Raw genomic sequence first — 26,926 nt, 5'->3', positions numbered from 1 at the left:
GCAACCATTGTGAAACTACAACTATTAGCGATGCAAACAGATTTGCATCACATCGTCAGATACAGCAGGTCAGGGGTACTGACGCTCTCCGTAACCGGTGTAGATCTGGCGGGGACGGCCGATCTTGCCGGGCTCCGAGTGCATCTCACGCCAGTGCGCGATCCAGCCGGGCAGACGGCCGAGCGCGAACAACACGGTGAACATGCGCGTCGGGAAGCCCATCGCGCGGTAGATCACTCCGGTGTAGTAGTCCACGTTCGGGTACAGCTTGCGCTCGACGAAGAAGTCGTCGGTGAGCGCGATCTCCTCCAGCGACTTGGCGATGTCCAGCAGCTGATCGTCGCCCCCGAGCTTGGACAGGATCTTGTCGGCCTGCTCCTTGACGATGCGGGCGCGCGGGTCGTAGTTCTTGTAGACCCGGTGTCCGAAGCCCATGAGCTTGACGCCGTCTTCGCGGTTCTTGACCCGGCGCACGAAGTCGTGAGCGTCGCCGCCCTCCTGGCGAATTCCTTCCAGCATCTCCAGCACCGCCTGATTGGCGCCGCCATGCAGCGGGCCCCACAGCGCGTTGATGCCGCCCGAGATGGACGTGAACAGGTTGGCATCCGAGGAGCCGACCAGCCGCACCGTCGACGTCGAACAGTTCTGCTCGTGGTCGGCGTGCAGAATCAGCAGCATGTCGAGGGCCCGGACGATCTCCGGATCCACCTCGTACGGCTCGGCCGGCAGACCGAAGGTCATCCGCAGGAAGTTCTCGACGAGCGTCAGCGTGTTGTCCGGGTACAGGAACGGCTGCCCGACCGACTTCTTGTAGGCGTAGGCCGCGATCGTCGGCAGCTTCGCGAGCAACCGGATCGTGGACAGCTCGACCTGTGCGTCGTCATGCGGGTCCAGCGAGTCCTGGTAGTAGGCGCTGAGTGCGTTCGCGGCACTCGAAAGCACCGGCATCGGGTGCGCGTTGCGCGGGAAGCCGTCGAAGAACCGCTTGAGATCCTCATGCAGCAGCGTGTGCCGCTGGATCTTGGTGGTGAAGTCTTCCAGCTGCTGCGGCGTGGGCAGCTCACCGTAGATGAGCAGGTAGCTCACCTCGATGAAGGTGGACTTGTCGGCCAACTGCTCAATCGGATAGCCGCGGTAACGCAGGATGCCGGCGTCGCCGTCGATGTAGGTAATGGCGCTCTTCGTCGACGCGGTGTTGACGAACCCTGCATCGAAGGTGGTGTAGCCGGTGTCAGCCAGCAGCTTGCCCAGCGCGAAGCCATCAGAGCCCTCGGTCGCGCGGACGATATCCAGCTTGGTTTCGCCTCCGGGGTACTGGAGAGTAGCGAAATCATTGTTGTCGGCCACAGGCATCCCTTCTGAGGTTGAGCGGCTCCGTAAGAACGTTCATAGAGAAGGTAGTCGCTCGCTCCACACGGCGCCTGGTCAGGGTCGAGGTCGGGCCTCAGCGCCGCCGCGAAGGGACCGGCGCCCGCCTCTCCTGCGCACCGTCGCGAGCGCGCCATCCCACAACAACATGGCACCCGCAGCGATGACCGTCGGCCTGAAGGTGTCCTTGGCCAACCCGGCCGTCGCGGTGGCCTTGGTCGCGGCGCTGGCCTTGGACATGTGCCCCGAGTCAAAGGGCGGCTGCGGGTCGTACTCGATGCTCAACTGAATCGCCTTGGCCCGTTCCTCGCCGGCGATCTGCCCCGCAAGCCACAGCCCCAGGTCGATACCCGCCGATACCCCGGCCGCGGTGACCACGTTCCCAGCGCCCGCGCGCACGATGCGCTCGTCGCCGACCGGGGTCACCCCGAAGGGCTTCAGCAGCGGCAGGGTCGACCAATGCGAGGTGGCCCGCTGGCCTTCGAGCAGACCGGCCGCCGCCAGCACCAGCGAACCGCTGCACACCGAGGTCGTCCAGGACGCCGTGGGGTGCACCCGGCGCAACCAGTTCAGCACCTTCTCGTCGCGTGCGGCCGTGGTCGTGCCCGGCCCGCCGGGCACCAGCACGACGTCCGGTGCGGGAGTCTCGTCGAACGAGTGCGTGGCGCCGATGACCAGCACCCCCGAGTCCGCGGTGACGGGTCCCGGCTCATGCCACACGAATCGGACCTCGGTATCGGGCATGAAGCGCAACACCTCATAGGGGCCGATGAAATCCAGCGCGGTGAAATCGGGGTAGAGCACGATCGCGATCTGAGTCGCACGGGAAGTCATAGCGGAGCCCTTTCGGTTCGGTGGAAGGTCTTGCGGTACTGGTCTGGAGATACGCCCATACGGCGAACGAAGTTGCGGCGCAAGGATTCGGCAGACCCGAAGCCACAGCGGCCCGCGATCACCACCATGGTGTCGTCGGTCTCTTCCAGCTGACGCCGGGCCGCCTCGGACCTGATGCGCTCCACGTAGGACGACGGCGCCTCGCCGACCTCGGCGGTGAACACCCGCGTGAAATGGCGCGGGCTCATCGCGGCCAGTCGGGCGAGCTCGGGAACCCGATGCGAGGCACCGGGTTCGGCTTCGATGGCCTCCTGGACATCTCGAATCGGCATGCGCTTGGCCCGGGGCATCCACACCGGCGCCGCGAACTGGGACTGCCCACCCGGGCGGCGCAGATAGAGAACGAGCCAACGCGCGACGGTCTGCGCCACCTCCGCTCCGTGGTCGTCCTCGACAAGCGCCAATGCCAGATCGATGCCCGCGGTCACCCCGGCCGCCGTCCATGTCTTGTCCGAGCTGCGGATGAAAATCGGATCGGGATCGACTGTGACGCTGGGAAACTCGATTGCGAGCGTCTCGGCGATAGCCCAGTGTGTGGTGGCGCGACAGCCGTCCAGCAAGCCCGCCTGCGCGGCCAGGAACGCCCCGTTGCAGACACTGACCACCCGCCGCGCAGAGTGCGCCGCGGCACGGATCCATTCCATGACGGCGCTGTCTCGTTGGACGGCGGGTACCCCGACACCTCCGGGTAGGAGCAGCGTGTCGCATCCCGCAGTCAGGTCCGACAAAGGGCGAGTGACCAGCTCCAGGCCCGACCCGGTGGCCACCGGCGCACCGTCGCTGGATACCAGCGTCACGTCATAGCCGGGCACACCGGTCAGGTAGCGCGAGGCGGTCGCGAACACCTCGTACGGGCCCACCAGGTCGAGGGCCTGAACCCCCGGGAACCCCAGGATCACCACCGAGCGCGCCATGTCCTCAGTGTTCGCCACCTGGGCAATGGCGTCCAGGTCGGGTATCCCACAAATTAGGACATCAGGATGTCGGCAGCCACTGTTCTGCGGGCGCCGCGAGGAGTCGCTGGATGACTGTGACCGATCGAGTCATCGACAGAGTCGATTGTGGTGTGGCCCCTACTCGACATGAGCATCACCACGTTAGTGGCCACAAGCCTGGCTCCATACGGAGCTCTCGACCTCGTAGCTGTCGTAGATCTCCTGCGCAGCAAGCAGATCCGCATGGCTGGCCTTGCCCTGGTCTATCTGCTCTAGGAGCCGAAAGAACTGGAACCGTTGAACTCCCGGCATAAGCACGATCAGCAGATGTGCAGTATCTTCGGCGAGCGTTCGGAAGGCATGGACCGTATGAGGCGGGACATAAATCGTGTCCCCGGCCACTGCGGTCACCAGTGTCTCGCCATACAGCATCTGGACCTGTCCACCGAGAATCCGGAATAGTTCACCGGAAAGCGCATGATAATGCGGTTCAGCGCCAATAGTGTCTGGGAGCAGCCGAACTTCGATGACGCTCGTGTGTCCATCGGTGGCCTCAGAGTCCAGGACCAGGCTGGTCTGGTTAGCAACCCCGGCAAGCTCCAGGACTTCCCGGTCGTCATATCGGACAAGAGGCATGTCACCAGCTCCGAGTCGATCGAACGTCATGTCGTCCCTTTCCCTCTGCTCACTTACTCCTACGTGTTATACGCGGCCTTTCTGCGAGTTCGCTGGAAAACTCCGTGTCCCAGCGGAGGGCAAGTCGACAGCCTTGACTCATTCCGAGAGATAACGATGCGATCATCGGCAAAGGAGGTTCACGACTACCAGGCCCAAGGTCCACTCACCTCGACATTCAGCGTCCCGGTGCCCCACGTGCAACGCAGAGAAGGAATAGCGCGAACCCGTGTGCCCGCCCCGCCAGTACAAGCGACTAGCTCCCATGGGCGGTAGCGAAGAGGTCGCACCACCTGGCCCTCCGCCGGGTCGCCGAGCGTTCAGCGAATCCGGGTTCATCGTGCATGACGAGCCAGGTTTCGTCTCAGCACCGGGGGAGGCCACTGCCACCCCGATGCCACCACCGCGATCGACAATCTTTTCCTCGGCGCTTCATACGTCCCGACGGAGAGCGGGATCGATTCTGTGGGTAGCGCGAACGAGGCCGGTAAGCGCGCTGCGCAGGGCGTGCTTACCGCAAGCGATTCCCTAACCCTCATGCCGAAGATCTTCGAACACTCCATCTCTGCCAGGACCAATCAGATGCCTTTGGCGTCTTGACGACCGCAGATACGCCAAAGGCAAGCGCAACGTCTTCGCCAACCGAGGGAAGCCGTATGGACGGCGATCATGGACGCCGAGCTGTGGCCAGTCGGCCTCATCGACTTCAGTCCAACCGCCGGAGCAAATTCAGTAGCCGGCTCATCTCTGGAAGCCATTGATTATCAGATGCTTTCGGTGCGTATACATGCCCTGAAGCGGGGCGTTTCTGCGACAGTTTTGGGAGAGACGGTCAGGACTCCGACAGTGACACCGGCGGCACTTCGGCGGTCGTGAACATCTACGGTACGAATGTCGATGCGCCAGCCGAACGCATCCTCCTGAACATCCTTGGCGCAGTAGCCCGCTAGATCTACGGGAGAGCGAGAAAGGTCTTCGTTCAACCGAACCCGAGAGTGCGGCCGACAACTGGTGATCGTCCTGACCACTTCGCGCGGGTCACCACAGCTCGATAGCAGATCGATAGCTCATCGGCGTAGATGCGCGGCATTGTCACAGCATATATCCATGGCATGGATAACAACGGTGGTTTTCAAGTTAGCCGCTTACTAGTAGGCTTCGGTGATGGTTGGGGGCAACCATCACTTGCAGGGGAACTATGGGTGAGAAAAATGCCACAAAGTGGCCATTCAAAAACTGGGGCATCGTAGGCGGCGGCATTCTTGTCGTACTTGGGGCCGCAAACTCCACCAGCTGGGGCGTCGAAGAACAGGAACGCCAGTTGCCACCACCCATAGTGTCCGAATCGCCAAACCTCAACCCAGCCAATAACTCCCCTGCCCAATGCCAGGCACAAACCGTTCCCGTGTGTGACGGCATTTTTCGTGTGGCTGGCGACCAATCCAGCACCGGTATCACCACCGGATGGATCAGTACCGACGGTCCCACCCCCAACAGTCAGCAGCACTGCACATGGCTGCGACTCTCCGGTCCCGAAATGACCGTGCACAACACGATCGCCGCGGGCACAGTCAAAGAAGGCGCCGCCAACGTACTGATCAAGCCCAGCGACTATGCGTTTGCAACCTACGGCTGCAAGCCCTGGAGGAAAGTCGGATAGTAATTCGACATAACCTGGATACTGCACCCTGAAAACGTTCGCACACAAGTTCTTTACGTACATTCAGGATTCGACCCTCGCCGCGAAGGTCACGAACTGCTACACAACGTCATGAGGACGTGGGTACTAGCGGCGCTACAACACATTGAGGCCTGCTGCTCCTCGGCGACACCAACGACTAAGGCTTAGAAGTCACCGATGCACCGTCCCATGTCGCCCCAAACAAATGAAGCCCGACTCCGAAATGCCCAGAAAGTACCTGGGTTGCATACGCGATCTCAGCAGCACGTCAAACGTATTCGCGTTAACCTCGTAGCGTGGATTCCGATGCTGCCCGGGTACGGGCACGCGATGTCGACCGGCTGGAGGTCATGGCCGCTTTGGATACCGCACTCGCGGACGGACAGCTACATCACGCTGAATACCGCGAACGGGTTCAGAAAGCTCAAAACGCCGCTACCTTGAGCGAACTCGCAACAATCACCGCAGACCTTCAAGCCCACCCCGTTGCACTCCCAGCACCAGCGCCGGCACGCCGCCGCAGAAGTCTCTTGGTGGCGGCGAGCGGTCTGACGGCCGCAGCCGTGGCGGTTGCCGGATTCTTCGTAATCAACGCATCACCGACCCGCCAAGCTGCACCACCGGCCGCAGCGCCCGTACAAGTGATCAGCCCCCTCGTCTCCGGTGCGCTCTTGAAAGCAGATGGGCTGCGCGAGATAACGAACGCGACCCGCGCCCGGTTTCACACCACCGTCGTTCTCGGAGTGCACGTCTATGGCGATAATGCTCAGCTGCACGTGCTCGATCCAAGTTCACCGACCGGCCTGACTTACTACGACTACTCAGCCGGCGGCCGCTTCCACAACCCACAGGTATATGGCGGAACCTCAGTCAATTCAGGGCATGCTGGTCCCATAGATCTGGCGGGTATAGATGTGGACGCTGTAGCTGCCTTGATCAGCTCAGCACCAGAGCGCCTCGGTCTAACACCGGGCAATGTCGGCAACGATCACTTCCGCGTCACCATCGGAGGAGACGACGGCGGCGAAATCTGGATAGGCGTGAACAACAACGGCCTGGACTCCCACCTCGTCGCCGACCTCGCCGGCAACATCAAAGGAATCCACCGCTGCCAATGGGGCTGCTAAGCCAGATGGCCGACCCGGCCTCGCCCTAGATAGCGGTCAAGAAGCCTTCCGAACGCTCGCCGAAGATACTGCCCATCTGCTGATCGTGCTAATGCCGGAAGTTCAACGGTTCCAGTTCTTTCGACTCCTAGAGCAGATAGACCAGGCAAGGCTATCCATGCGAATCTGCTTGCTGCGCAGGAGATCTACGACAGCTACGAGGTCGAGAGCTCCGCATGGAGCCAGGCTTGTGCCCACCAACATGGTGATGTCGAGTAGGGGCCACACCACAATCGATACCGCGGCTAGGCTGATCGCGGCGGATCTGCGTGCGCAGACCGTCTCACCAGGGGCGCGGTAACCGCCCCCGTTCGCGTCGCCATCCGGCGTGGCTGCCCGGATGCCATCTCCACGATGTCGGGATGAACGGCCACGCCAGCGGCACGGCACGGCACAGCGCCCGGTAGGCCGTCTCGTCGGCCCGGTTCCAGCGGATCCCAAATCGCTTACGCACCTGGGCAGGCAGGCCTCCATAGATGGTCAACCGAAGTGGAGGCGCCAACGCCATCCGCATCGGTGTGGTGGGCAGTGCGAGTTTGGCGGCGGGTTTCAGGTAGGAAGCCACCGGCAGATAGGGCGACTTGCTCATGTCCGGAACGGCACGCCCCTCGATGACCTTCATCAGGTAGTCCGCGGCGGGGTTGGGCGTCAGCACTTCGTCGCAGTAGCGGTCCCACTCCTGTTGGAAAGCGGCCCTATTCGGCGGCAGCGGCTGCTCACTCATCGCGTACCGGCGATACCACTCGATGCCTTCCTGGTAGAGCTGCTCGCGCTGCGCGTCGGAGAGCCGATGACGGGAGTACCTGTCGATGGTCTGTTCGACCATCACCTGAAACGTGGCATGGGCCCACCAGAAGGTTGTCGGGTTCAGCGCGTGGTACCGGACACCGTCGGGTTGGACTCCCTTGATGCCGCGATGAAAGTCGCGCACCTTCATGCCGGTACCGGCGGCGGGATCGTCGTACACGGTGCCCAGGATCGGGGGCAACGAGCGGAACACCCTGTCGACGGGGTCTGCGAAGAAGTTCGAGTGCTCGATCAACGCGTACCCGATCGCAGGATCCATCGTTTGCAGCAGCCCGGCCGTACCGCCGGTGAAGGCAATACGCATATCGCCCGCCCACCGCCACAACAATGAATGACGGCCCAGCTGCGCGCCCGGCGCGATAGAAATGACATCCACTGTTGTTCCGTCAGCTTGATGGTTCATGTATCAAATCCTTTGCGCGTCCGGCCAGATCGCTCTTGCGGCGGGCGATTCACAGAACACCGGCGAATCGCGCCAGTCCATGTCGATTGCCCCTAACCCGGCTTGTTTGTGGGCGACGCAGCGCGCGGTACGGACCTTGCGGGTGTCAAGATCGATGTCCTCTGCAGAGATCGTTATAGTGACGATCTGCGTATAGCCTGCGGCAGTTGGCAGATAGAAATCGAGATCACGACTGCTGAGCGCGCCGCTGTTCGTCACGACATACCCGTCTCCGCTGCGATACACGGCCTGGCCCATCATCTGCGTCCGCTCGAAGTGTGTGGCTTCTTTCTCCGCTCGCCACAACGAGAATCGGGTATTGTTGGCGCCATTCAGTTTCCGCTGGGAGATCGGTATGAGGAGTTCGTCACGGCCATCGCCGTCGACATCCTCAAGTCCTACAGGCGAGGGACTGCTGATCTCCAACAGTTCGTTGATTGTCTGGAGCTCTCCCCCTGACGGGCTCAAGACGACGACTCTGACCGCTAAGGGACTTGCGGTATCGCCTGCGCTCCAATAGGTCACGTCGAATTTCAGCCCTGAACCATCTGTGGAATGAAGACGGCAATCACGATGCGGAATCGCGGCCTCCGGAACCAATGTGGTTTCCCGCCACGGACAAATCGGCAATTCTGCGTGTGCAACAGCCGGCACCCAGGACAGACTCGACATGAATACAGTTATTGCTAACAGCATCCCGCGTAACACTGCGGTGCTCTATCGACTTCCACGTGTAGGCGGTTGGGCCACCGGGGAGCCAGGTAAAGAGGGCGATTGATGGAGGTTGCCCGGGCCATTTCGCACCCTAGGTCCGATATCGGTGATCTGCCAGGTGTCTCCGTTCTTGTCGACAGTGATCTGCAAGACGAGTGTGGATACGCGCGGCTCGGGATTCTGGAGATTTCGGATGGTTTGGCCCGCCGTCACCACGACCTGATACACATCGCCGGGCTGCTCCGTTGCCTCTGCACTGATGATGTCGCCGCTTGATGTCACCTGTGCTTGCATCATGATCGCTTTGAGTATCGTGGTGGCGTTGACATATTTGTCCTTCAGTGAAGCTGATACGCCATCTTCGACGGAGCGGAAGAAGCCGTCAGGATCCTGGTAGCTATAGGTCAAGGATTTCAGCGCATAGTCCTTAGCGAGTTGGGTGGCGGCCTCCCGGCTCTGCTTGTGACGTTGTGCCGTGGTCTGCTGATCGTGAAGCGTCTGGTACTTCGAATATCCGAACGCGCCCATGACTCCGCCCACGAGGACCAGGCCGGCGGCTATCCAGGCCCACCCATTTCGCGTCCAGAGTGACACATCGTGTGGGCCTTCTGGCGGTGTGCCAGGCTCTGTCGCCTTGACCGATTCGGCGTCATCGAGCACAGATGTGGTCATGTTGAATACTCCTTGATCGTTGTTCAGGGTTGGGGCCATTCAGGTACGGCGAGATGCACTCGCATACCGCCCTCATCGGCAAATGTGGAGTCCCAGAAGTCGAGCCAATGTCCGGCGTCGAGCTTGACATTGCGCAACGGCTGAATCGTCGGCTCCAACGCGGTCATGAACGTGGTCATCGGACCGGATACGGTGTCTACGTACTCGATCAGTCTGTCGATCCCCGAGACGACCTCACCGTTGTCAGCGAATACATCTTTTCCATCGTTGTTCAGTCTCTGCAGTTGCATCAGCAGCTTATTGAACTTCTCCAGCGTTGAAGGAAGAGCGGCACCGGTTTGGGCGAGAGCCTGCCCGGCGTCGACGTCGCCGAGTCCGCTCGTCATGGCAGCGAGGTTATTGAACAATTGACGCATCGCAGGCTGGTCGTCGTTCACCATTCGCGCGAAAAGCCCTGCCGTTACGGCAAGATGGTCAAGCGCGGCCGTGTTGTTGGTGAGACCCGCTCCGAGGTTGCGGACTATTGTTTCGAGGTCTTGAGGGTCCAGTGCCGAGATCAGCGCATTTCCCTTGGCGAGAAGTTCGGCGACGGTGTAGGTCGGGCGGACTTGTGCTGCGGGGATTGTCGCGCCGTCGACGAGGTAGGGCGGCTCGATCCGTTGTGGCCTAAATTCGATGTATTGCTCGCCTGCAGCCGACAGATTCTCGATGCTGATCTGGCAGTTTGACGGCACGGGCTGAGCTGCGTCGAGTTCGATCGATACTCGAAGTTCGCTGGTGGTAGCTCTAATGGCAGTTACTTTACCGACCTTGATGCCGCGCATGGTGACCTGCGATGTCGAAAGAAGTCCGCCAGATCGATTCAGCAGCAAGGTAACTCGGGTTCCCGGCCCAGTGGCCTGCGTGTCGAACACACCGAACGCCAGATACCCGACGGCGCCCAGGCAAATAGCAAGCAAGACGGCCAGTGTCGCGGCCGTGACAGCCCTCATCGGAGTAGCCCCATTGTCTGCATGCGACGGACAACCTCATCGGCGCGCTCGGCCGGATCAACGCCGAGTGATTGTCCCGGGGTGTTGATACCGGTCACCGTGTATTTGGGTCCGCCGTCCCCAAAGAAGGGGATCAGCCGGTCGCGAATCAATCGGACTGTCTTGTCCGCGAGGACCGGGATTGTCGTATCCGCGGTAGTTGCGGTGTTGAGGAAGGGGGTGAAGTAGGAAATCATCTGGAGAAAATCGGGCGTCACGGTGTCAACCAGCGGGCGGGCGTTTGTGGAAAGTCGGCCAAGTGCCACTACGAGATCCACAATGCCGACAGCAACTTCCGCCAACGCGCTCAGTTTCTGAGGACCCTCGATCAGGAGTCGCTGGAAGGGGCGGGTGTTTTCGACAAGGCTCCCGGTGATGTTCTGCAGGCTGGTGATCATCTCGTCGATGGTCTGGCTGTTGCTCGCCAGGTCGTGCAGCATTCCGGTCAGATTTCGGTGAATGTGGGTCAACTCCTCAGGTTGAGGAAATGCCTTGTTGACGTTGATAATTGTCTCTTGCAGGGTGTTCAGCGTGCCACCACCGATGTACGTCGACATCGACCGCAACAGGTCCTCGACATTGCTTGCCGGAGCGGTGTTCTGCAGCGAAATGGTGTCGCCGGCATGCAGCTGCTCTGGTGTCGGCCGATCCGGCGCGATCATCGCTATGTAGATATCACCGAGCACTGTTGCCTGACGCAGCTCGGCCCTCGTGTTAGCAGGAAGTATTGTGCCACCATCTATTTCGACATGCGCTACAGCCGTAGTGTCGACGAGTTCAAGGTGATCCAATACGCCGATCTGGATGCCGCCAAAGTCAACCTTGGCCCTCCCGGGGAGGTTCAGCGCGCTGGAGAACTCGATTCTAATCGAGTAGCCGTTGCGAGGGGTATAGCCTCCGGGCACCGGCATGCGCGTGGGGTCCAGGGCAGTCGACGAGCACCCCGATATCAGCACGATGACAGAAATCGGCAGAGCTACCAAGAATTTTACTGCTCGCCTCATGACAGGGCGCCACCCATGATCAGATTCGTCAGTCCCAGCGTGACGGGATCGGATGCGGTGCCGGGTGCACAGGCCGTGCTCGCGCCAGGTGTGCCGCGTTCTCGCAATCCGGCGCAGATCGCACTCGCCTGCTCTGGCGAGATGGCCACCCGAGGTGGCACATAAGTTACGTTGTGAGTGGCCATATTCGGAAGGTAGAAGTCGTCCGCGAGCCAGTTGACGCCAGGGGGCAGTGTCGCGAAGAAGCTAAGCAGGTGTGGCGTATAGGCGTTGAGGATGTCACGCAGCCAGGGGAACAGTTTGTCACCAATGTTGTGCTTACCGCGACCGGCCCATCGATTAACTGCCTCCGTGAGCACCGGTATCAGGTTCACGAGGTGAAATAGCGCGGTACCAAGACCGTCTGCCAGGCCCTCGACCAGCCTGGTCGAGCCCACCAGCGTCTGCATGACCGTGCGGAAGTCGTCCCAGTGTCTGAGCCAGTCCGACGTGATGACTGTGCCGTTCTCCAGTAATTCGCGATAGGAAGCGTCTGCCTTTCGTGGGTCCCCGACCATAGTCGTCAGCTCGATAAGCATCCTGCGGAACTCACTGCCCGTACCGTCCACGGAACGTGCTGCGGCATCAAGACTTTCACCGATCGCGCGAATGCCCGGGGCTTGCCTCAGGTCTGGCCCATGATCTGGGCCGATGATCGTGTCGGCAAGGTTGCTCATTGCTGCGAACGACTCGGTGACGCTGATGGGGGTCCGGGTTCTTTCCGCCGGTATGCATTCTGCCCCCGTGAACTCCGGTCCTCCTCGGTATGGAGCGCTCAATTCGACACTGCGATTGGCCATTACCGACGTGGTGTAGCTGGCCGCGCCGATGTCTGCGGGTAGGACCATATCGTCGGGAACCGTAAACTCCACGCGCACATGGTCGGGCATGTTGGAGACTGACACGATTGAGCCGATCTCGACACCGAGCAGTAGGACCTTGTTTCCCTTATATAAGCCCGAAGCATCGTTGAAATCGGCGCACAGTGTCCGTGGGCTCGACAGAAATGGCGCTAGAGCACTATCCAGATACGGTCCGACTGAATTTCGGAAGGCCTGTTCAACGGCCGTGCGCGGCGCCGGCATCAGCAGCAGACTGACAACCGTTGCGATAGCAAGGCTGATCGCAGCCGCTCGTTTCAGGCGAGTCTTACGTGCGGAGGTCATATCAGCACTGCCTAAAGAAGTGAGGCAGGCAAATGTCTTGCCCCGGAATGACTCTGTCGCCTTCGTTAATCGTTATGCCGTTGCCGCTGAGCATAGGCCCGACTATCTTCACGATCTGACCCAGCTGATCGGCGGCCTGCCCGACCTTTTCCGGATAGGCGAACAACGTGTCGAAGATATCGTCGATACCGTTGAGCATCGGTTTGAAGTCGCGCTCGTAGGCGATTCCGATTCGGTCCAGCATGCGTGACAGCTCCGCCAGCTGAGTGAATAGCTCGACGATGTCGACCGAGTTGGGCGTATATTTCCGCCCTATAACTGCGAATTGGTTCAGGAGTGCGGCAACCTGGTCTCCGCCACTTGCGAATGCGCGACCGTACTCGTTGATGTAGTTCAAGTCGCGTCGATAGTCATCGCTCGACTGACTCAGAGTATGGATCAACGTGCGAGTGGACCGGAAGAAGTCGCGTAGCGAGTCCGGGTACGCGTGTGCCGCATCGGCGATTTCGACGTAGGTGTCGTGGATGGTCTGCCCGTCCACCTTCTCCACAAGCGGTGTGAACTGCTGGAATATGTCGTTGATCTCGAAGGGTACGGAAGCATGTTCGGGTGGAATAGGGTTTTGGCCCAAGGGAATCGAGCCTTTAGGCGACAAAGCAAGATAGTGGCCACCCAGCGGGGTGAGCAGCTTGACGTCGATTCGTGATTCCGAACCAACCTTGACCGTCTCTTCAACCGCAAACTTCGCTTCCACTACTGCCCCGGTAACGTGAACTCGGAGAACCTTCCCCACCGGGATACCCGCGACACGGACCTCATCACCCGCACGCAGCCCGCCTGAGCTGTTGAGCTGCGCAGTGTATGTGGCCTTTCCGGCCGGATTGACGAATGCCACCCCGGTGGCGATGAGCGCTGCGGCGATCACCAGTACGCCGATAACTCCTGTGCGGCGATAGCGGAGCTGAGCTTGCTCGTCGTCCAGCACATGTTTCTCACGCCTTCTCACCATTCTCATTTGCAGATCACCAAATTCTGTTCGGCAAAAGAGATTTCGCCGATTCCGGGCAAGGTCGCTACGCCATTGGAACACTTGAAGCTCGGTGTGACCGGCTTGTCCTCGATGAGGGAATCCCGCATTCCCTGGATTAGGTCTGGCAGCAATGAGATACCGGCCATGACGGTTGGGGTTTGTGGGAACATCCGGCTCATGATGTCGAATACCGGCATGTTCGCCCCGTCAATAGTGCGTTCCGCATAGCCCAGCATGTTGTTGAGGTTGCGCAGTAGTGGCAGCGCAGTCGTGACCGCGGTGTTAAAGTCATCGGCCTTCTCGGCGAAGGTTCCTAAAACGTCGCTGAGCGAATTGATGAGATATACGAGCTGTTGTGACGTTCCACCCAGCTCCTGGGCTACCTGACTAAGATTGTGGATGATGGTGACCAGGGCGGCTCGTCGGTTGACTGCGACCTTCATGATCGCATCGACATCTCGCAGAACTGGCCCAATTCCGTCGTCGTCGCCTTGGATAAGGCGCAGAAGATTCTCGCCGAAACGATTGAACTGAGCCGGGTCCAACGTCTGGAAGATAGGTTTGAAACCGTTAAATAGCTTGGCGACATCGAATGACGGAATCGTCTGCCCCACAGGGATATTTGCGCCAGCTGCTAGCTCTTCGCCGCGGACGGCAGGCTGGGCGAGTTCAACGTATCGCTGGCCGAGTAGCGATTGGTATCGAATCGCCACGATCGTCTCGGTGTAGATTGGCCGGTCCGACTGAACGCTGAAGTCCACCCGGGCGGAGTCACCGTCGAGACTCACCCGGTCGACCTTGCCCACCTGGACGCCCGATATTCGCACATCATTACCTGTGAAGAGACCGGATGCGTCGGAGAAGTTCGCACTGTAGTGCCGCAAGGAGCCTTCGACTGGGCTTCTCAACGCGGTGACGATGACCAGCCCGAGCACTATCGAGAGTGCGATGACGCTTGTCACCGCCATCAACGTGCGCCATGAGTTCCTCATTGGTGACCTCCTGGAGGTTGTGCGCCGGCGGGCGGTAGAGCGGCAGCCAATCCTGGCGCGGCATCGAGATAGAGCTGGATTTGCATCCGAATACGGCCGTCCCGCTGAGGGAATGCCGAGCCGGTGCGATCGAGCAGCCCGGAAAGCCGGTCGTAGGCAGGCGCAATCGAGCCCAGCGCGTAGGTGAACGGCACCAACAGATCAAGCAACGAGTTGGCAAAGGGCATCGTCCAGATGCTGTTGCGCGCAAAGGCATCGCTGGCCTTTAGTGCGATCCGAGCTACCTGATTGATGATGTCTCGGGTCGCTTTCCCGCCTCCTGGTCCCTCGAGGAAGGTCAGACGATCCATCAGGTCGCCCGACATGGCAACCGAGGGAATGAACTTCTCGAATCCATTGGTGAAAGCCGCGATCACTGACAACGAACGTGAGAAGGGCACCGCCTGTGCGTCACTCACTGTCTTGGCGACATCGAAGATCGACTTCAGCACAGGGGAAGTCAGTGAGGTATTGCGTTGCAGGGCATCGAAAATGCTCTTGAACTCCGGTGAGTCAAGTACACCGCTAAGGCCATCGGCTTGTCGTAGCACCCCGGTAATGGACGCCGCCTGTACGTTTGCGGCGATCTCTAGTGTCCGGTTCGGTACCAGCGGACCGCCCATGCCGTCACACAGAAGTTCTACAGCCGCAGTGCCGAAAATGTTCGAAGAGGTGAACTGCGCCCGAGTATCGTTGGTGAGCGCTGTGGCCTGCTCGGGATCGAGTATCACGGTCATTCGTTGTTTGTTATAGCCTGCCGACTCCAGCGACTTCACGGATCCGATGGTGAAACCACGGAACTTCACCTCGGCGCCGGGTGCGAGGCCCTCACCGAGGGTGCTAGTAATGAGAGTCAACGCGAACGGCTTGGACACCGTGCCGGTACCGACTCGGTAGAGCGCAGTCGATACCAACGCCAATGCAGCGAGGACTATCAGTCCACGCAATAGCAGGGCCCGCCCTGAGGCAGACCTACCACTTTCATCATGGAACCTAGGCATAGATCAACCAGATATCTGTACGCCGGGGCTGTCGCCCCAGAAAAGAAGGGTCAGGACCATGTCGATCACCACGATGGCTACCAGCGACGCGCGGATTGCTCGCCCAGACGCTATGCCGACTCCCTCCGGCCCACCCCCCGCGTAGTAGCCCTGATAACACTGAATGGCGATGACAAGCACCACGAAGACAACGGCTTTGACGAGTGAAAGCACCACATCGGTAGGGTGGATGAAGGTATCGAAGTAGTGCTCGTATATGCCGGGCGATTGTGCATGGATGACGTTGACCAGGAACGCACACGAGGTGTAGCTCAGGATCAGAGTGAGCAAGAACAGCGGAATCATGATGACGACACCGGCTAGTACCCGTGTCGTCACTACGAACGGGATGGACTTGATCCCCTGGGCTTCAAGTGCATCGATCTCTTCGGATATGCGCATTGCACCAATCTCGGCCGTCATGCGGCATCCGGCTTGCGCGGCGAACCCCACCGCCGCGATCATGGGGGCCATTTCGCGAGTATTCGCATAAGCGGATACGAAGCCAGTCAACGAGCCCATGCCGACCATGTCCAAGGTGGCGAACCCCGCAATGCCAACGGAGGCCCCTACAGCAATTCCCATGAAACCCAAGACCCCGATTGTTCCTCCCCCCACCACAATCGAGCCGTTTCCCCAAGTCATGTCGATCAGCAGCGCGCTAGTCTGGCGCCGATAACGCTTCAGAGTCTGGGGAACCGAAATCAGCACCAGGCCGATGAAAGTCGCCTGATGTCCAAGGTCCTGCACGGCCGAGATACCTGTTCGCGTACCTCGCCAGATCGGACGTAGGAGCGGACCCAGACCACCCGGGAGATACTTTGATGGAGAGGCCATTTCACCCAACCTTCACCGGCATGAACATGGCGACCAGTTGAGTGATCACGGCATTGAGCACCATTACTGTGACGACTCCGATCACTACTGTCGCGTTCACCGCGTCTGCGACTCCCCGGGCGCCACCCTTGGCTTCCAATCCTCGCTGACAGGCCACCAAGATGACCACCACTCCGAAGACGATCGTTTTGACGATCGCGACAACAACGTCGTTGACGCTCGCGAAGGATGCGAATGAGGAGATATAGCTGCCTGGAGTCCCATGTTGGAAGCCAACATTCATAACGTAACCGGCAAAAATGCCGATGAAGATGATGAAGACACACAAGGGCGGACAAACGATTACTATGGCCGCTAGCCGAGGTGTTACCAAGCGCTGAACGGGATTTATCCCCATGACGCGCATCGCATCGACTTCTTCACGGATGCTCCGGGCGCCCAAGTCGGTGGCTACCGCTGAGCCCGCAGCTCCACCAAGCAGGAGTGCCGCAACAATCGGTGCACCTTGCTGGATGACACCGAGGCCTCCGGCCGCGCCCGAAACCGATGTTGCCCCAACCTGTTGCATGAGGCTGCCTGTTTGGACAGCCACGATGACGCCGAACGGTATCGACATCATCAGAGCTGGAACCACTGTGACACTTAGGACAAACCACGCCTGGCTGACGGTCTCACGCCAGGGATGGCGGAGCCGCACCAGGTCCGCCAGAAGGTGCGTCCAAGATTCGACGACCAAGTCAACAAATCGCCCGAGGGTTTTCAATGAGGAGTCGGCCTGGTTGGTGCCATACGAGACCACTTTGCCCGGCAATCCCAGCAGCGGGCCCATCAACCGGGTGTTTGTCAGCCGCCCAACCTGACGGGAATCGCCGCTGGGACTCGCCGACTCATCGATCGTGTCAGGGTCGACACGGCTGGCCGCATCTTCAACAATCGTCCTCATCACGACCCCTGCTAGCTATTGACGGACATCGATCGAACGGGCCGCCTCGATGACACTCTCTGAACGTATAGATAGAACGATGGGTACTATCTATCAGAATTAAGATCAGACTGTAGCTGACGGTCCGCCCTCAGGCATAGCTTTCGAAAGGAATTTTCTCGAACAGAGCTAATTTTTTGCGCTGAGCATCGGCACGATGTAAGTCCGCGCAAACGTGGTCATCTGGTCGACGTCGGAGACTGGAATGGCCCCAATCGGGTTAGATATCAGGGAGATAATCAGCCGAGCGATGACCTCGGCGACTACTTCCACGTCGGCATGAGGTATGAATCCGGCTTGTTGCCAGCGAATCAGCCCTGCCATGAATACGCCCCGGGCGGCCACCATCAGGGAGTCAGTGGTGAGAAGCCCGGTGAAATCGCTGACTTCCCGAGCATTCCGTAAGGTAGTCACCAGCATCTTTGACCGAATCGACTCATCGGCAAAGATCACGAAGCCGCCCACCAGCCATTCTTCTGGGGTCTTGGCACTCTCATCGATCCGCCGGAGTCGCCCGAACACCCTCTGCGCTTCGGCCAGGAGGACATACCTGGCAAGATTGGCTTTGGTGCCGAACCTGCGATGGACTGTGGCTACTCCGACGCCCGCGCTGTCGGCTACGCGGTTCAGTGTGGTGGCCGCCAGGCCGTTCTCAGCGAAGCACGTCGTTGCGGCATCGACGATCCGTCGCGAGATGTCATCCAGCGTCTCATCGATGCGGCCATCGGCGGACTGCAGCAAGTCGACCACCTGTGCCGACCGCAATCTAGCCATCTGGGCAATATAGCGTGCGGGCGATGGGGTGCCAGTCGAGCGGGCTCAAGGATTGAGGACCGATTCGGCTGTTGTTTTATTTCGTATCGAAGGGCAGCCCTCTTGCTTGTCGGCTGGCGACGTACTCCCGGCTATAGAGAGATTCCCGATCGTACAATCCAAGCTTGCGTCCCAGCCTTGGCAGGGTACGTACCAGCCATGCCATGAGACGCGTGGTGGCATCGGCAAAAGGCAACATCTGCATCAGTGGCACGGAGACGTCTTGATCGGTGTCGATACGGGCGATTTTCCAGTCCCCGCCCTCTTTTCGAAGGATGTAGCGGTCGACTCCACAGCCGCGAATGGGCTTGCGCGGCCAGGGAATCGCGCGGTTCCAGAAGGTGCGGGTTGCACCACTGTAGGGGAAGGCGGCTCGTACCTGGTCATTGAGAAAGTCGTAGTAAGGCAAGTGTGTATCGGTACCATCCCAGGGGTAGAAACCGATTTCACGGGCGAACATGTATCCGAATCGCGCCAACTCGACGGTGTAGTCGCGGCCGTGATACTCGAGTTGGCCCGTGCTGGAGATCGTCCACACCAGGTCTTCTGCCCAACACTCCTCGAGCGCCTCAGGGGAATCGTCGTTCCACGCGGCGAACCATTTGCGCCAGAACTCGGTGATCCCCGCCAAAGGGAAGCCGGCGGCCACATACATGTCTTCCTGTTCCTTGCACCGTTGCAAGAAGGGCTCGATAAGTGCTTCGGATTCGGCGACCGGCGCGTGGACCCGCCCGGCGGGAGCCTTGATACCCCAGTCCTGGCGGTACGAATTCAGGTTTCGTATCTCGCTGCTAGTCATGTGCGTCCTTTCGTGTGATGGCTTATGCCGGAAGAATTTCAGGCTTTGGTGATAGTGGCGGGCACTCCGCCCTTGACCAACGTCGATAGGCTGAAGAATTGTTGGGGCTGCCACCCCGGTCGCAGATGCAAGCGATACCGCTGGAAGATGATGGTGAGCAGGTATTGAGCCATCATGTAGGCCATACCGGTTCCCAGGCAGTGGTGCGGACCTGCGCCAAAGGCTTGAAATGCCAGGCGAGGACGGGCATTGACTCGGTCCTGATCAAAGAACTGCATCGGGTCATACACTTCGGCATTCTCGCCCCACCACCGCGGATCGCGATGTACGACGTACAGCGAGCTTGCTACCAAGGTGTATTTGGGAATGGGATACCCACCAAGCTCGGTGTCCTCCATTGCGTATCTCGGGTTGATGGGAGCGCCTTGTAGTCGTTGTCCCTCATCGAAACATGCTCGTGCCCATGGCAGTTTAGGAAGATCTTCTGGAGTGGGTTCGTTGCCGTCCAGGATCGAGATCTCGTCATAGAGACGCTCTAGATGTTCTGGGTGCTGCAAGAGCAGCGACAGCGTCCATGACATCGACGCGACAATCGTTTCGTAGCCGCCCCCGATCGCCGACATGATCTCCGAGTACACGTCGATCTCGGTAAGGGGGTTGCTGTCGTCGTTGCGTGCGGCAAGCAAGATGTTCAGAAGGTCTGCATCATCAGTTGGATTGGCGCGTCGTTCTCGAATGATTCGACGGATGGTTTGCATGAGGTGTACACCCGAGATCGCGAGATTCTCCCTGCCGCGCCACGGCAGGATGCTCGGTGGAGTCGCCAGGAAGAGCCCTGAAGCGACAGCACGCATCACGGACCGAGTCGCGGTATCGGCATGTAGGACTTCGTCATCGGACAGTTTCGCGGAAAACATGGCATACATGAATGCCGGAAGCACGACCTTCGGTAGCTCTGCTTGAAGGTTCACCTCCTGGCCGGTGCCGGCGACCGCGAGCCAGCGGTCAATCCGGTCGGTGAATACTTCAACAAATTTGTCCGACACGACCGCGAGGTGCTTTTTGCCGAACATGGGCATGAGCTTTCTGCGCCTGTCACGCAGAGCCTGGCCCTCAAGGAGCTGAACTGGGCAGCCCACACTGGTAACCGCCCCTTGCACTCGACGTCCCTGGATCGGCGCGGACATACTGTATTTGAGTTCGGTGTTCTCCATGAACTCGCCGACCAAGTCAGGATGATTGGCCAGCACCAACGGATGTATCGGCAGCGGAACCCGATAGACGTCCCCATACCTGCGATGGCAGTCCTGTAGGAACTTATACGGATTGCGAGCCATGGGGACCGCTGAGCCTATGAATGGCAATCCAATTGGCCCCGGTGGAATCGGTCGGTCACGGCCCCAGCCCGTAGCCAAGCTGAAGGCGGCGCGTAGCGGCTTACGGGTAGGCCAGAACGGGTCGTCTTTGAGCGAAGCTATCACGGCGCGACGGCCGGTATTCCACGGTCTCGGTGCCACCGCGACCTTGTTGTCACGATGTGCCGGACACTCAGCGGCAGTGGAGGTCAAATCAGTCCCTTCGGTCCTGGATTTCGATCGCACCGGATGGGCAGATCTGACTGGCTTTGGTTGCATCATCAAGTAATTCCGGGTCAGCTGGCCCCGTCGCAGCACTCGTGCCATCTGGGTTTTCCTCGAACAACCGGGGGTAGGAGCCGTAGCAATATCCGGCTCCCATACAGATGTCGCCATCAACCCTGATCGAGAAGTTTTCATCCTTCATGAGACATTGGACTCTAGATGTAACAACATCCCACCGTCAAGAGGTAACATGGCACAGCGTGGATCTGGGCGAGATCTGGCCGCAATGGCCATCAGGGCAAGCCGACACGGAGGACGATGAACGCGACCGGCTCCTCGATGCCGCTCGCGCCGAGTTTGTCGCGCATGGCTTCCGACGTGCGGCAGTCGCCGATATTGCTAAGCGGGCCAAGGTTTCTCGACAAACTTTGAATCGTCGATGCGGCGACAAGGACGACATGGTGTCGGCGGTGGTCACCCGTGAGGTACTTCAGTTCTTCCTCAGGCTGGCGCCGCTGCTTGGCGCCGACACGACGGTCGAGGACCAAGTAGTAGAGCTATTCGTCGTAGGAGTGCGTGAATGCCGAACGAATCCGGTGGTGGCTGCCCTCAAGGAATATGAGACGGAATCGATGTCGGCGAGCTTGCTCGAGACCGAAGGCGGTAACTACCAGTTGGTGCTTTCCGCTCTCGCTATGAGGCTGATGGGGGAATCGTTCCCCGAAGCTGGCGCCAAACAGGCCGCGGAGCTCATCATGCGGATCACAGCGACGCTGCTACTTGCCCCCTCCAAGGTGCTTAGATCCGAAACCGATGACGAAGCCAGAAAATTTGCGAGTACCTATTTCATTCCGATACTGAACGCAGCACGTGCGGTTGCAGAATGACGTGCACGACACCGTCTGTCGCGAACGCGGCGCGCACAAGTTGAGGTTTACGCTCCGCGCGGCGTAAGGCCTCTAACCCGACCATAGCTTCGGGCAATCAGCAGAGCCCGGCGGATTCTCTCATCGCCCTCGCGACCTGGTCGATCACCATCAAAACTATTGCCGGGCAAGCCTCTAACTGGACGGGCGAGTGTCAACCTGCCTCACCGCCGCGGTTCATTCCTTGTCACAGACACGCTCGGGAGGAGCCTCGTATGTGTGCATCTTCATGATTTAGGTCGGTTGACAGCTGGCCCGGGTGCTGCTGATATCCCGATACATTGGTTGGCTCAGGCGGGGGCTGTACGGGTTGACGGGGGTTCGACCGACTCGCCTATACGCCTTACGCACCTCTTCAATGCCCTTACCGTTACCTTCGGCAAGTCGCACGAGAAGATAGAGCAGGCGCCTGCGAGCCCAGCGGGAGCGCCGACTACCCGGCTTGTATCCCATGGCCTTCTTGACCACATCGGACTGCATGTCGACCATCAACCAGTAGGCCAGATCATATGTGTAGCGAAAGGGCCACATCCTCAACATCGGATTTCGGGTAAGCGCAAAGTAGGCCACGTTTCCATCGTTCAAGCCCACCCCAGCCGCGCTTGGAGCGTTGTTGAGAATTTCGCGACATTCTGCGGCGGTCTTCGGCAAATTGACCCCTCCAAGGGCTTCACCAACCACCGCGTACTCACGATAGAACTGATCCAGCGCTGCACCTTTCAAGGGTTTCGGGTGATAGCGCCGATGCGCAGCGGCCAGCCCGTCTACCACGGTCGCGTAACCCCAACGAAAGAACTCTGGCTCGTTCGCGTCGTATGGAGTTCCGTCGGAACCTATGCCTTTGACCTTCGAATGGATCGCGTTGACCGTTCGAGCCAAAGACTCCGCTGTGTGACTGTCGGCCAGGGCGACGCCTGCGAAGAAGGCCATCGTCTGGCCACCACGAATCGGCGCGCCAGTGGTCGAGAACGTTCCGGGCACTACGTTGCCATCCAGGTCTCTGCCGGGAAGTTTGGAGTGTTCAAACACTGCGGCTTGGATCCCCTGGTGAACGATATCGGCAACGGCTGTATTGAGAATCCCCAGCATCAAACAGGTGCCATGTGAGTGGACGTACCACATTGCGCTATCGGGCCCGAACCAGCCGGGGTCTCCTTGCACGCCGTCGAATCGAGTGTTCTTGAAATGATGCGGTCGCAACACCTCGAACGCCACGTCGATCGGGGTAACCAATCGCCAAGGTTCCTTCTTGATCACCTCGATGACGGGTGAAAGATCCAGCAATCCGTGGTCGAAGAATTTCTCCACCTGATAGACGAGGAGGGCCAGCACCGGGCCCACAACAAGGTTGGCGACTCTTCCAACGTTTTCGCCGGCCACGCTGGTCAGCAGGCTACGCGCAGTACCGATGCTGGTTTGCCTCGATCGGCGACTCATCGTCTGGACATCGAGCACGTGCTACTCCTCGCCTGCTAGTCGACCACAATTCTGGTGGAATGATCCACCAGAATACGCGCCAGGGCAAGGCCGCTCCCGGCCTTCACTGAATTGCTCACCACCGGATAACCGGCGTACGCGACGCGGCGAAGGAGCACTGAAAGTTGCGAGTTTCACCAGACCCACAGATGAGGATGGGCTTTCGAGTCAGCGTCGATGATTTGCTGTCCCGCCGCGTACACACCACCGAGTGGCCCGTAGATCTCCGTCAAACTCGATCAAGCGTTGTAGCCAGGGCCTAGCGTGTAGTTAGCTACAGCGATTAGTAGGCCCGTGCAGTGATCGATGAGCTCGTTTCTGCTTATGGGCATATCGCCCGCAAGCCAGCTCGTTGTGCATTCCATCAAGGCGCCAAACAAATGGATGCCGGCGAACTTTAGCCTGAACTCAAGCTCGTCCGGTATCACTCCACCTAGCTGTACCTTTGCCTGTGCCCGCATCAGGGTTATGAACATCTCCCTGATCTGACTGCGGTGCGCAGTCGAGTTGTGCGCCGGCGATTCAACGAACACGACGCGAGCCTTCCGCGGGTCCTCGGTCAACAGGTTGATACAGGCCCCGAGCCCGGAGCGAACGACCTGCCGAGGATCATCTCCAGCAGCGGCAACAGCTTCGATCATCGCGGCGAGCGTCTCCGCCGCCAGCCGTTTCACAAGTGCGGCGAATGCCGCTTGCCGATCGGCGAAGTGCTCGTAGAAGTACCGATCGTTGAGACCGGCCACCCGACACAACCGCGCGACAGACAAGCCGTCGTACCCCTCTGACCCCACCACATCAAGCGTTGCCTCAAGGAGCCGATCGCGGCGCTCTGCTCGTCGCTGCGCCGCGGACATGCCCGCGTAAGACCGTGTTGCCATACGTGGATTGTCGCCGAGGACTTGCACAGACACAACTTCTGGTGGAGACTCCCACCAGAAGTTGTGTCTGATGGCCTGCCGTTGAGACCTACTGGAACCTGCTGGACACCAATCGAAGGACGACTCATGACTTCCGCGCTCGGAACTGACATTCCCCGTCGACATCCTGACGAACCACGAGCTGTGCCAATGATCACGCTGTTTAGCAAGCTGTTGCTACTAGGCCCACCGACCGATGAGCAATGGCTACAGATTGGCTCGGCACTAAACACCGGCGACAGGCCAATGGATGAACTCGTGGATTGGATGTATGCGAGCGGGATGGCATCCACCCGGCCCCTGTTCGATCAGGCCCTCTCGCTAGGTATTGACAGTGTTCCTGACGCGCCAGAACCATTACGCAAATTCTTCGTGCTAGTGGAGAAACCGCCAGCCTGGGTCAACTGGGACCAAATACGTTCCGGACAAAGGGTTTTCCAGCGCGGAGGTGTCGATACGATCCATCTTGCTCGCGATGTCCCGTTCTTAGGCGGCTTTGCTGCCTCAGGAATCAACCGCACATTGCTGATGACCAAGACGGGCCAGAATGGCGCCAGCGGCAACGCTCAGCGTTTCGCCGAGACCATGCAATGGGCGCTGGACTGCATCGCCGACGATGGCATGCGCCCCGGTAATCCGGGGTATCGCTCAACACTGCACGTGCGGCTCATTCATGCGCTAGTCCGTAGACACGTCGCGGCTGCCCCGGAATGGCGGGCGGAGGAATGGGGCATGCCCGTTAATCAGACCGACATGGCTGCCACCATTTTGGGCGCGATCTATGTTCCGGCAGTGCTATCCCTAGCATTCGGCATTGTCATCACTCCACGCGAGCTGGAGAACGTGACTCAACTAACCAGATACGCCGGCTGGTTAATGGGTATCGAGGAGCAGTATCTGCCGATCAGTTTCCGTGATGGTATGCGCCGCCTCAATCACTATCTAATGTCGTTGTACCGCGCCGACGAAACCAGTAAAGCAATGGCAGTGCCGATGGCCAAGGACCCACTGCAATGGCCCTATCGTAGATTTGCTTCGATACGCCGCAGAATCGCTTGGGCGCAGCATATGTCCATAACAACACTATTCATCGGGCGCACGCAGACACGCAAGCTGGGTCTACCTGGCTACATATTGCCGTGGTATCCGGCGCTGCGAATACCCGCCAACCTGGTGCGGACCGGCGCGATGTCTGTCCTCCCGGGGGGCCGCAAACGCCAGGCACGCGCAGGGCTTCGTCGGCAACACGCGTTCATGCACTTTCTTGCGGGCGAGACCAACAAGACCAGCATCGGCCACTCTGCCAACTACATCGTGGAGGCGGCCTAGTGCCGGGTGCCGCGATGCCAGAACAACCGATATAACGCAGCAAGAGTCATTCTTGACGAGGTGAGGCTCATGAAGTGCCTTGCGTCGCAAAATTTCGCAAGGCAATTGACCGGAGACTTGTGCACGACTCAGCGGCCTCATGTTCACTGAAACTGCATTTCGCTGCAGCGCCGACCACCTAGACCGTCGAAGTTGTCAACATCGAACTACGCCAATGGGTTCCGCCTGACGGCTGATCAAACTCTATGGCTACCAATAAATTCCTGAGGAGACTGAAAACATATGCAGGCTCGAGAGGCCGTGATCGTTGATGCCGTCCGCACTCCGGTCGGCAGACGCGGAGGCGCACTGAATAACTGGCACCCCGTTGATCTGCTAGCACACACCATAGATAGTCTATTGCAACGCAACAGGTTTGACCCGGCACTAATCGATGACGTGATCGTGGGCTGTGTCCTGCAACAGGACCAACAAGCCGGCAACGTAGGCAGGCACGCCGTATTGGCGGCCGGATTACCTGAATCCGTCCCGGCGGTGACGATCGACCGACAATGCGGATCCGGTCAGCAGGCTGTCAGTTTCGCCGCACAAGGTGTCGTCGCTGGCGGCTACAACCTGGCTATCGCCTGCGGAGTTGAGTCCATGTCTCAGGTGCCGATGCCAGCGGCAATGGTTCCCGGCGCACCCCTGGGTCCACAGTACAGCCGCCGCGAATTGGCCCGTTATGAAGGGAGATTAGTCGCACAGGGTACGTCATCTGAACTGATGAACCGGACATTCGGAATCACCCGCCAGGAGTTGGATTCCTTCAGCGCACGCAGCCATGCGCGCGCGTTCGCCGCCACAGTAAATGGTCGGTTTGCGTCACAAATGGTGCTTGTCACCGCGGACGCCGACGACGCCACCGCACCGATAATCACCGCGGACGAGGGTATCCGCGAACATATAGACGCGGCCAAGATGGCAAGTCTGCGACCAGCGTTTGACGCCGACGGCGCTACGACCGCTGGCAACTCTTCCCAGCTCAGCGACGGCGCTGCCGCGCTACTCATCGCGGACCGTGCGTTCGCGGTTCAGCACCGTCTGCGACCACGCGCCCGGTTTCGTGCGATGTCAGTAGCGGGGGCCGATCCGGTGATCCAATTCACCGCGATCCTGGAAGCTACACGCAAAGCACTCAAGGCCAGCGGCCTGTCCATTGCCGACATCGACTTATTCGAGGTAAACGAGGCCTTCGCAGGGGTACCGATCATGTTTCAGCGTGAATTCGGTATTGACGACGACAAACTCAACGTTAATGGGGGCTCAGTAGCCATCGGCCACCCGCTCGGTTCTACCGGTGCGCGCATGCTGACGGACCTGTTATGCGAACTGGAACGCACGGGAAAGACTTTGGGCCTGCAGACCATCTGCGAGGCCAACGGCACCGCCAATACCACCATTATCGAACGGCTCGACTCCTGACCTTCGGGGTGATCGTGCGGCCAATATTCGAAGGGAACCCAGCGTGCCTCGCCTAGTTTGGGAATACGACCACCCAAGGGAAAGCGTGTGGGCGGCCATCATGGACGC

Annotated in this window: 26 protein-coding genes; 5 read left to right on the top strand and 21 right to left on the bottom strand. The window is 59.6% G+C overall.

The window, feature by feature from the left end; genetic code table 11:
• Window positions 1–69: 69 nt before the first annotated feature.
• The 4 genes from MYCSP_RS04020 to MYCSP_RS04005 form a co-directional block, all read right to left on the bottom strand.
• The gene (locus MYCSP_RS04020) at window positions 70–1,353 is read right to left on the bottom strand and encodes a citrate synthase (RefSeq protein ID WP_162266192.1); all 1,284 of its coding nucleotides are present in this window, start codon (window positions 1,351–1,353) and stop codon (window positions 70–72) included.
• Between the two features lie 72 nt (window positions 1,354–1,425).
• The gene (locus MYCSP_RS04015; protein ID WP_070913578.1) at window positions 1,426–2,202 is read right to left on the bottom strand and encodes a DJ-1/PfpI family protein; all 777 of its coding nucleotides are present in this window, start codon (window positions 2,200–2,202) and stop codon (window positions 1,426–1,428) included.
• On the bottom strand, window positions 2,199–3,176 hold the full coding sequence (locus MYCSP_RS04010; RefSeq protein WP_083018887.1) for a GlxA family transcriptional regulator: 978 nt from the start codon (window positions 3,174–3,176) through the stop codon (window positions 2,199–2,201). Before MYCSP_RS04010 ends, MYCSP_RS04015 begins: the two co-directional genes overlap by 4 nt.
• A 183-nt stretch (window positions 3,177–3,359) precedes the next feature.
• Complete coding sequence (locus MYCSP_RS04005) at window positions 3,360–3,863, bottom strand: cupin domain-containing protein (RefSeq protein ID WP_070913579.1); 504 nt, start codon at window positions 3,861–3,863, stop codon at window positions 3,360–3,362.
• A 1,207-nt stretch (window positions 3,864–5,070) separates the two neighbouring features.
• On the opposite strand from MYCSP_RS04005, the gene MYCSP_RS23020 reads away from it, so the two are divergent.
• A complete protein-coding gene (locus tag MYCSP_RS23020; protein ID WP_157886149.1) occupies window positions 5,071–5,532 on the top strand; it encodes a hypothetical protein in 462 nt (153 codons plus the stop codon).
• A 317-nt stretch (window positions 5,533–5,849) separates the two neighbouring features.
• Window positions 5,850–6,680 (top strand): DUF1707 SHOCT-like domain-containing protein, encoded by an 831-nt coding sequence (locus MYCSP_RS03995; RefSeq protein WP_088413223.1) that lies wholly within the window; start codon window positions 5,850–5,852, stop codon window positions 6,678–6,680.
• A 322-nt stretch (window positions 6,681–7,002) separates the two neighbouring features.
• Here the strand turns inward: MYCSP_RS03995 and MYCSP_RS03990 are convergent, their stop codons facing one another.
• The 15 genes from MYCSP_RS03990 to MYCSP_RS03920 all read right to left on the bottom strand — a co-directional run bounded on the left by MYCSP_RS03990 (window position 7,003) and on the right by MYCSP_RS03920 (window position 20,908).
• Window positions 7,003–7,929: an oxygenase MpaB family protein gene (locus MYCSP_RS03990; RefSeq protein ID WP_088413222.1), complete on the bottom strand. Its 927-nt coding sequence runs from the start codon at window positions 7,927–7,929 to the stop codon at window positions 7,003–7,005.
• 3 nt (window positions 7,930–7,932) lie between these two features.
• The gene (locus MYCSP_RS03985; protein WP_235629515.1) at window positions 7,933–8,640 is read right to left on the bottom strand and encodes a hypothetical protein; all 708 of its coding nucleotides are present in this window, start codon (window positions 8,638–8,640) and stop codon (window positions 7,933–7,935) included.
• Window positions 8,641–8,685: 45 nt separating this feature from the next.
• Window positions 8,686–9,354, bottom strand: coding sequence for a hypothetical protein (locus tag MYCSP_RS03980; protein WP_070913013.1), 669 nt, complete (start codon window positions 9,352–9,354; stop codon window positions 8,686–8,688).
• Between the two features lie 23 nt (window positions 9,355–9,377).
• Window positions 9,378–10,346 carry an MlaD family protein gene (locus tag MYCSP_RS03975; protein ID WP_088413219.1) on the bottom strand — a complete coding sequence of 323 codons (969 nt, stop codon included), beginning with the start codon at window positions 10,344–10,346 and terminating at the stop codon, window positions 9,378–9,380.
• Entirely contained in the window at window positions 10,343–11,389 is a 1,047-nt protein-coding gene (locus MYCSP_RS03970) for an MlaD family protein (RefSeq protein WP_088413218.1), read from the bottom strand. The genes MYCSP_RS03975 and MYCSP_RS03970 overlap by 4 nt, the downstream gene beginning before the upstream one ends.
• Window positions 11,386–12,594 carry an MlaD family protein gene (locus MYCSP_RS03965; RefSeq protein WP_070913016.1) on the bottom strand — a complete coding sequence of 403 codons (1,209 nt, stop codon included), beginning with the start codon at window positions 12,592–12,594 and terminating at the stop codon, window positions 11,386–11,388. The genes MYCSP_RS03970 and MYCSP_RS03965 overlap by 4 nt, the downstream gene beginning before the upstream one ends.
• Window position 12,595: 1 nt before the next feature.
• On the bottom strand, window positions 12,596–13,603 hold the full coding sequence (locus MYCSP_RS03960; protein ID WP_083336245.1) for an MlaD family protein: 1,008 nt from the start codon (window positions 13,601–13,603) through the stop codon (window positions 12,596–12,598).
• 2 nt (window positions 13,604–13,605) lie between these two features.
• Window positions 13,606–14,616, bottom strand: a complete 1,011-nt coding sequence (locus MYCSP_RS03955; RefSeq protein ID WP_088413217.1) for an MlaD family protein — start codon at window positions 14,614–14,616, stop codon at window positions 13,606–13,608.
• Window positions 14,613–15,530 carry an MlaD family protein gene (locus MYCSP_RS03950; protein ID WP_157886148.1) on the bottom strand — a complete coding sequence of 306 codons (918 nt, stop codon included), beginning with the start codon at window positions 15,528–15,530 and terminating at the stop codon, window positions 14,613–14,615. Before MYCSP_RS03950 ends, MYCSP_RS03955 begins: the two co-directional genes overlap by 4 nt.
• Before the next feature lie 129 nt (window positions 15,531–15,659).
• Entirely contained in the window at window positions 15,660–16,532 is an 873-nt protein-coding gene (locus MYCSP_RS03945; protein ID WP_070913020.1) for an ABC transporter permease, read from the bottom strand.
• A 1-nt stretch (window position 16,533) separates the two neighbouring features.
• Entirely contained in the window at window positions 16,534–17,361 is an 828-nt protein-coding gene (locus MYCSP_RS03940) for an MlaE family ABC transporter permease (protein ID WP_234795594.1), read from the bottom strand.
• Window positions 17,362–17,643: 282 nt separating this feature from the next.
• Window positions 17,644–18,288 carry a TetR/AcrR family transcriptional regulator gene (locus MYCSP_RS03935; RefSeq protein ID WP_083336247.1) on the bottom strand — a complete coding sequence of 215 codons (645 nt, stop codon included), beginning with the start codon at window positions 18,286–18,288 and terminating at the stop codon, window positions 17,644–17,646.
• A gap of 76 nt (window positions 18,289–18,364) precedes the next feature.
• Window positions 18,365–19,126, bottom strand: coding sequence for a nuclear transport factor 2 family protein (locus MYCSP_RS03930; protein ID WP_088413216.1), 762 nt, complete (start codon window positions 19,124–19,126; stop codon window positions 18,365–18,367).
• A gap of 38 nt (window positions 19,127–19,164) precedes the next feature.
• Window positions 19,165–20,496, bottom strand: a complete 1,332-nt coding sequence (locus MYCSP_RS03925) for a cytochrome P450 (RefSeq protein WP_268873120.1) — start codon at window positions 20,494–20,496, stop codon at window positions 19,165–19,167.
• 199 nt (window positions 20,497–20,695) lie between these two features.
• A complete protein-coding gene (locus MYCSP_RS03920; RefSeq protein WP_088413215.1) occupies window positions 20,696–20,908 on the bottom strand; it encodes a ferredoxin in 213 nt (70 codons plus the stop codon).
• Between the two features lie 58 nt (window positions 20,909–20,966).
• Between MYCSP_RS03920 and MYCSP_RS03915 the strand changes: the two genes are divergently transcribed.
• On the top strand, window positions 20,967–21,593 hold the full coding sequence (locus tag MYCSP_RS03915; RefSeq protein ID WP_088413214.1) for a TetR/AcrR family transcriptional regulator: 627 nt from the start codon (window positions 20,967–20,969) through the stop codon (window positions 21,591–21,593).
• Window positions 21,594–21,866: 273 nt separating this feature from the next.
• Here MYCSP_RS03915 and MYCSP_RS03910 read toward each other — a convergent pair whose 3' ends face one another.
• Both MYCSP_RS03910 and MYCSP_RS03905 read right to left on the bottom strand, forming a co-directional pair.
• Window positions 21,867–23,087 carry an oxygenase MpaB family protein gene (locus tag MYCSP_RS03910; protein WP_088413213.1) on the bottom strand — a complete coding sequence of 407 codons (1,221 nt, stop codon included), beginning with the start codon at window positions 23,085–23,087 and terminating at the stop codon, window positions 21,867–21,869.
• Between the two features lie 260 nt (window positions 23,088–23,347).
• Entirely contained in the window at window positions 23,348–23,986 is a 639-nt protein-coding gene (locus tag MYCSP_RS03905; protein ID WP_157886147.1) for a TetR/AcrR family transcriptional regulator, read from the bottom strand.
• 189 nt (window positions 23,987–24,175) lie between these two features.
• Between MYCSP_RS03905 and MYCSP_RS03900 the strand changes: the two genes are divergently transcribed.
• Both MYCSP_RS03900 and MYCSP_RS03895 read left to right on the top strand, forming a co-directional pair.
• Window positions 24,176–25,354 (top strand): oxygenase MpaB family protein, encoded by a 1,179-nt coding sequence (locus MYCSP_RS03900; RefSeq protein WP_235629512.1) that lies wholly within the window; start codon window positions 24,176–24,178, stop codon window positions 25,352–25,354.
• Window positions 25,355–25,636: 282 nt separating this feature from the next.
• A complete protein-coding gene (locus MYCSP_RS03895) occupies window positions 25,637–26,818 on the top strand; it encodes a thiolase family protein (RefSeq protein WP_088413211.1) in 1,182 nt (393 codons plus the stop codon).
• Window positions 26,819–26,926 lie beyond the last annotated feature (108 nt).

Origin of the sequence: Mycobacteroides saopaulense (assembly GCF_001456355.1) — a bacterium.
Lineage (GTDB): Bacteria > Actinomycetota > Actinomycetes > Mycobacteriales > Mycobacteriaceae > Mycobacterium > Mycobacterium saopaulense.
Note: the sequence above shows the minus strand (reverse complement) of the source record. Positions and strands in the feature narration are given on the sequence as shown.